The sequence below is a fragment of the Methylobacterium sp. V23 genome, assembly GCF_002917135.1.
Classification (GTDB): Bacteria; Pseudomonadota; Alphaproteobacteria; order Rhizobiales; family Beijerinckiaceae; genus Methylobacterium.
In genome coordinates, this window is sequence record NZ_PDHT01000079.1 from 1 (window position 1) to 6169 (window position 6169).

General features: G+C 63.8%; 1 protein-coding gene and 1 pseudogene. One reads left to right on the top strand and one right to left on the bottom strand.

Features of this window, described 5'->3' with window-relative positions:
• The first annotated feature begins 29 nt into the window (after positions 1–29).
• Positions 30–4472: a cadherin domain-containing protein gene (locus CRT23_RS29500; protein WP_280952025.1), complete on the top strand. Its 4443-nt coding sequence runs from the start codon at positions 30–32 to the stop codon at positions 4470–4472.
• A 602-nt stretch (positions 4473–5074) separates the two neighbouring features.
• On the opposite strand, the pseudogene CRT23_RS27035 reads toward CRT23_RS29500, so the two are convergent.
• Positions 5075–5959 (bottom strand): annotated as a pseudogene (locus CRT23_RS27035) (IS630 family transposase); the annotation flags it as partial.
• Positions 5960–6169 lie beyond the last annotated feature (210 nt).

The window sequence follows — 6169 nt, forward strand, 5'->3', positions numbered from 1 at the left end:
TCTACGTCATCGATGCGGCCGACTCGGCCGTGTTCGAGCGCGTCAACGCGGGCTTTGACACGGTCCTGACCGACCGGGGCACCTACAACCCGCCGGGCAACGTGGAAGGGGTGATCTACACCGGTACGGGCAACTTCCAGAGCTTGGGTCAGCCGGTAGATGGGCTGACCATCGGTGGGGCCGGCAACGACACCCTGGACGGTGGTGCGGGCGCGGACACGCTCAAGGGCGGTGCGGGCAACGACGCGCTGATGGGTGGCGATGGCAACGACGTGCTCTGGGGTGGGGCGGGCAACGACACGCTGAGCGGCAACGGTGGCGCAGACGTGTTCGTGTTCAGCGCACTGGACGGAGCAGAGAGCGACCTGATCCTGGCGTTTCGTCCGGGTGAGGACCGGCTTGATCTGCGACGGCTGGGGCTCACTACCTATGATGCCGTGCGTGCGGCGATAACCGCAACCAAGGATGCGGACGGCATCGAGTCTGCGGTGATCACCAAGGATGGGCACACCATTACGCTCCAGGGCACGAAGGTGAGCCTGCTTGGCGAGCGCGACTTCGTGTTGGGTTCGCTTGCGCCTGCGCAGGCACCCACGGATGTGATGCTGTCAGAAACCTCAGTGGCTGAAAATACTGCGATCGGCTCGGTTGCAGCGACCTTGATTGGGATCGATCCGGACTCGACAGCGGCGCTCAGCTACACGCTCCTGAGTGATGCTGGTGGACGCTTTGCCATTGCGGGTCGGCAACTCGTGGTGACGGGCGCGCTCGACTACGAGAGAGCCAGCTCGCACCAGGTACAGGTGTGTGCCACCAACGAAGTCGGGCTGAGCGTAACCAGATGGCTCACGATCGGCGTTGCTAACCTCAACGAAGCGCCAGACGCGCTCAACCTGTCCAACACCGAAGTTGCCGCGACCGCCGAGGCGGGAACCATCGTTGGAAGCCTCTCCGCGCACGATCCGGATCTAGGCGACACGACCAGTCTAACTCTGGTCAACTCGGCTGGCGGGCGCTTCGCGCTCTCCGGTGACAAGCTCGTTGTTTCCAGTTTCCTGGATGACGCCAGTTTCGTGGTCGGCCTGCGGGCTACTGACTTCAGCGGCCTCACCCTGGACAAAAGCTTCACCATCCAGGTGAAGGGGTTCGGCTCGGCCCAGCCTGGCGACCTCGTCACCGGAACCCCTGATGCGGACGTGATCACACGAACCCAGACGGTGGCGGGCCAGCCGACCACGACGATCGGCGCGGACACAGTAGATGGTGGTTTGGGCAACGATTGGATCGACGGCAGCGCCGGCAACGATTATCTCGACGGGGGTGCTGGCGCCGATACTCTGATCGGGGGCGCAGGCGCCGATACGCTCGTCGGCGGCGCTGGCACAGACACGGCCGACTACGGAACGGCCGCTTTTGGCATTGGCCTCGATATGCTCAGCCCGACCTGGGCGGGCGCTTACGGCGATGCAGCACGTGACGTGTTGACGTCGATTGAGTGGGTGATCGGCACGAGCTATGCGGATGTCATCCTGGCCACAGGTGATGCCAACCGGCTGGTTGGGAACGCTGGCGACGACTTCCTCGATGGGCGGGGCGGCAACGACACGTTGTTGGGAGGCGACGGCAACGACACGCTTGATGGTGGGGCCGACAACGACCGTTTGGACGGCGGAGCCAACAACGACTCGCTTCTCGGGGGAGCGGGCGCCGACACGCTGCTTGGCGGGGCTGGAGACGATGCTCTGGCTGGTGGGGCGGGCGATGACAGCATCGATGGCGGGCTCGGCTTTGACGCCGTCGCGTTCTCAGGCTTGCGCGCTAATTACGCGATCACGAGCCGCGCGGAGGGTGGTTTCCGGGTGCAAGACCTGCGCACCGGCAGCCCAGACGGCACCGACGTGGTGCTCAACGCCGAGACGATGCTCTTCTCGGACGCTACCGTCTATCTAACGGGCCCGAACCGTGCGCCAGACGCGATCAGCGACGCTGATGCAGGTCTCAATCAGGTGGCCGAGAACTCTGTGGCTGGCACGCGCGTCGGTCTCACGGCGTTTGCAGCCGACTCGAACGTCAGCGATGTCCTCACCTATACGCTCATCGACAACGCTGGCGGGCGTTTCGCCATCGATGCTGCCACGGGCGTGGTCAGCGTCGCCGACGGAACCTTGCTAAACTACGAGAAAGACACAAGTCACACCATCAAGGTTCGGGCGACCGACAAGGTTGGATTGTTCAGCGAGGCGGCTTTCACGATCCAAGTCACCGATGTTGTCGAGCAGACCGACTACATCGGGACGGCTGGAGGCGACGTGTTCACGGCCACGAACTCGGAAGATTGGAAGCTGTTAGGCTTCGGCGGGAACGACAGCCTCACTGGCGCCGGCGGCAACGACAGTATCGACGGCGGCGCAGGGCTCGACAGCCTCGTGGGTGGGGCAGGTGACGACACGATCCTAGGCGGAGACGGTGACGACACACTCGACGGCGGCGTAGGGAACGACCGCCTCGAAGGTCAGCTCGGCAACGATCTCCTGCTTGGCGGGGATGGTAACGATACCTTGTTCGGGTCCGAAGGGCAGGACACCCTGCGTGGTGGGGCTGGCGACGACGAGTTTTACAGCTACTTCAACCAGGGCCCGGACACGATCGAGGGCGGCGACGGCACAGACTACGCCTTCATCAGCCGTACCAACCTGTCGATCGGCCTCAGCCTCAACCTAGGCCTCAGCACTACCCAGAACATGGGCGACGGCACGCTCGTCACCAGCATTGAGCGGCTTGGCTTCCGGGGCGGTTCAGGGGCAGACAACATCGTTGGCGGAGTGTTCGGAGATGCGTTGAACGGCAACGGCGGCAACGACACGCTGCTTGGAGGCGGGGACAACGACACGCTGGATGGTGGAGCCGACACAGACCGCCTCGACGGTGGTGAGGGCAATGACTCGCTGCTTGGCGGGCAGGGCGATGACGTTCTGCTGGGCGGGTCCGGGGACGATACGCTTGTGGGTGGGGCTGGCAACGACACGCTGGAGGGTGGGCTGGGCTCGGACGCCGTCGCCTATGCGGGGCTGAGGGCGAACTACAGCGTCACTTTGCGCGTGGACGGCAGCTACCTGGTACAGGACCTTAGGACCGCTGCACTTGATGGCGCTGACGTGCTGAGCGGGGTCGAGACGCTCATCTTCTCCGATGGTGCTATGGCGCTTCAGGGCTTGAACCGCGCGCCAACTGACATCGCACTCTCGGGCGCAGCCGTCGTCGAAAATGCGTCTGCAGGTACCGTGGTAGGAACGCTCTTGGCCAGCGACCCGGACCAGGGCGACACGTTCGTCTTTGCGTTGGCCGCACCCTCGAACTTGTTTGCGGTAAGCGGCAACAAGCTCGTGGTGGTGAGCGGGGCCGTGCTCGATTACGAAGCTGCGCGGACTCACGATGTGGCGCTTAGAGTCACGGACGCAGCTGGGGCAAGCTACGAGAAGACACTGACGGTCACAGTCGATAACCAATTCGTCAGCCTAACCGGCACCTCCGCAGCCGACACCTTGACGGCGCCCACACCCGGTGAGGAAGCGCGAATCCTTGGCCTGGACGGCAACGACACACTGATGGGCGCTGCTGGCAACGACACGCTGGACGGCGGCAACGGTGCCGACCTACTGGTCGGCGGAGCCGGTGCCGACCAGCTCATCGGCGGAGCTGGCACCGATACGGCTGACTACGGCAGCGCCACCTCCGGCATCGGGTTGGACATGACTGATGCGGCCTGGACCAGTGCTTACGGCGATGCACGTGGTGACGTGCTCACCAGCATTGAGCGGGTGAGCGGCTCCGCTTACGCCGACGTCATCCGGGGGACAGACCTGGGTGACTTCATCAACGGTAATGCTGGCAACGACTACTTGTTCGGGCGAGACGGTGCTGACACCCTGACAGGTGGCGACGGCAACGACACCATCGAAGGTGGGGCCGGTGCCGACAACCTGAACGGACAAGCCGGTTTCGACCTGATCAGCTACGCCTCGGCCACAGGTGGCATCACGCTTGATCTGGCCAACTTTACAAGCCGGACAGGTGAAGCAGCTCTCGACACTATCCAGGCTGGGTTCGAAGGCATCATTGGCACCGCCTTCAATGATACGCTCAGCGGCACGACGGGCAGCAACGTGCTGGATGGCGGGGGCGGCAATGACGTTCTGAGTGGTCGAGCGGGAGCTGACACCTTCGTGTTCCGCCCTGGTTCCGGCACGGACCTGATCACCGACTTCACAGCCGGTGCGGGTGTGGTGGACGTGATCGAGTGGCACGGACAGTTCACCAGCTTTGCGCAGGTGCAGGCAGCGGCCGTGGACTACACCGGCACAGTGCAAGGCGCAGCGTTCATGGGTGTGCAGATCCAGGCGGGCACGGACATACTGTACCTGCAGGGACTGACCAAGGCAGCGCTCGTGGCCGACGATTTCGCCTTCCTATAAGACCGCAGGACAAAGCAGGCGCTGACTCGTCGACCCGTCAGGCGCCAGCGAGGGTGGGACCCTTGGCTTGATCTCAAACGAGTTGAAGTTGGGGCTGACGAAATGTGCAACGCACCATGCGTAGAAGCTAGTCCGGCGCCGAGCAGGTGCTCGTCATCCGTAACCGAAACGAGGCCTATACCCGTTCCTTCAAATCATTGCCATGTCGACGAACTGCTCTGGCTAACCTGGCACTCGGTGGAATTTAACCCATATATTTCATCCGGCTTTTGCAGGAGGTCTGTTTTGGGTTGATGTTGAGCAGGCACGTGTGTTTGTCTTAGCGCCTGTCCGCCGACAGCGTTCTGTCGGCGCCAGAGGGACGGGAGCGAGTTCGGTGGAACGTTTCAGCCCAGTCGCTCAGGCCGGAGACGAGACGAGCGAGGTTGTGAGGTGGTGCAACAGGTCGGCCTCCGAACAGGCAAGCGGCAAAGGTGCGACGGAGCCCGACAGCCCTCTTACGAATGCGAGCGCCGAGCTCGAGGAGTCGGAGCAGGATCATAACGAACTCGGCTTTGCCGGGGCGACAGAAATTTGGGATGATGTTGGGCATAGTCATCATCAGGTACGGGCAGCTTCCTGGTGGTGTTCCAGCCGGCCTGATCGAGCAGGAGCGCGGCGTGGGCGCCGGGCGCGACGATTGCGGAGATCTCTTCGAGGTGATGGGCCATGGCTTCGGTGGTGCGGTGGGGCATGACCAGGCCCGCGCCCACGCCTCGGGCCGGGCAGATTGCTCCGAAGATATAGGCTGACTGCGTGCGCTGATCCTTGGGGGCCGAGGGTCGCGTCCCGCGTGCGGCCCAACGCCGGGTGAGCGTGTTCTTCTGGCCAACACGGGCCTCGTCGCAAAACCAGATTTCTACGGGCTTGCCGCCGACGGCGTGCGTGATCTGCGCCAGACGGCCGGGAAAGTCTTTTTAAAAGCCGCCGCGGCATCTGGGTCCTGGCGTGATGGCGCGGGCGAGCCGAGAGTTTGCGGTAACCCATCGCCCGCAAGACCCGGCTCAAGGTCTGCTCGGCGACCGACACGCCGTGATCCTCACACGGGATCTGCGCCAGATCGCACAAGCGCCAGCGCACCACCCCGTGAGCTGCGGGCGTCGGCTCCTGTTCGACCAGGGCCCTGAGAGCCTCGCGCTGCTCAGCATTCAGGCGGCGGCGGGCACCGGGGGCCTTGCCGTCGATCAACCCGTCCAGGCCGTGGGCGTTGAAGGCCACGACGAAAGTCACGCACCGTCTGCGATCCGACCCCGCCGATCGCGGCCGCCTCCGAGCGCAAGCCCCCCCGCGGCGATCACGGACAGCGCCAGCGGGCGGCGGGTCTGGTCCGAATCACGTGAACCCTTGGCCAGAGAGCGCGCAAGGCTTGCGCATCAAAGTCCGATGCAGCGACGCACCGGAGCAGTCATCGCATCCTCCTCAGGCTCCAAACCTAAGGACAGAATCACGAGCCAAATGTCGATGTTACCCCGCGTGAGTCCTGCTCAGCGAGGTTTGGTATAAGTCTTATCTCGCGAGCGTTGGCTGGACGTCGCGGATGGCCTGCAGCCAGGCAGGCCGGCATACGCGGTCGCGATCGAAGTGACGTAGTACTGTCTCTCTAGCGGCACGTCGCAGGGGCAGCAAACCCTCAGGGTCGCGGCAGGCATGGATCAGGG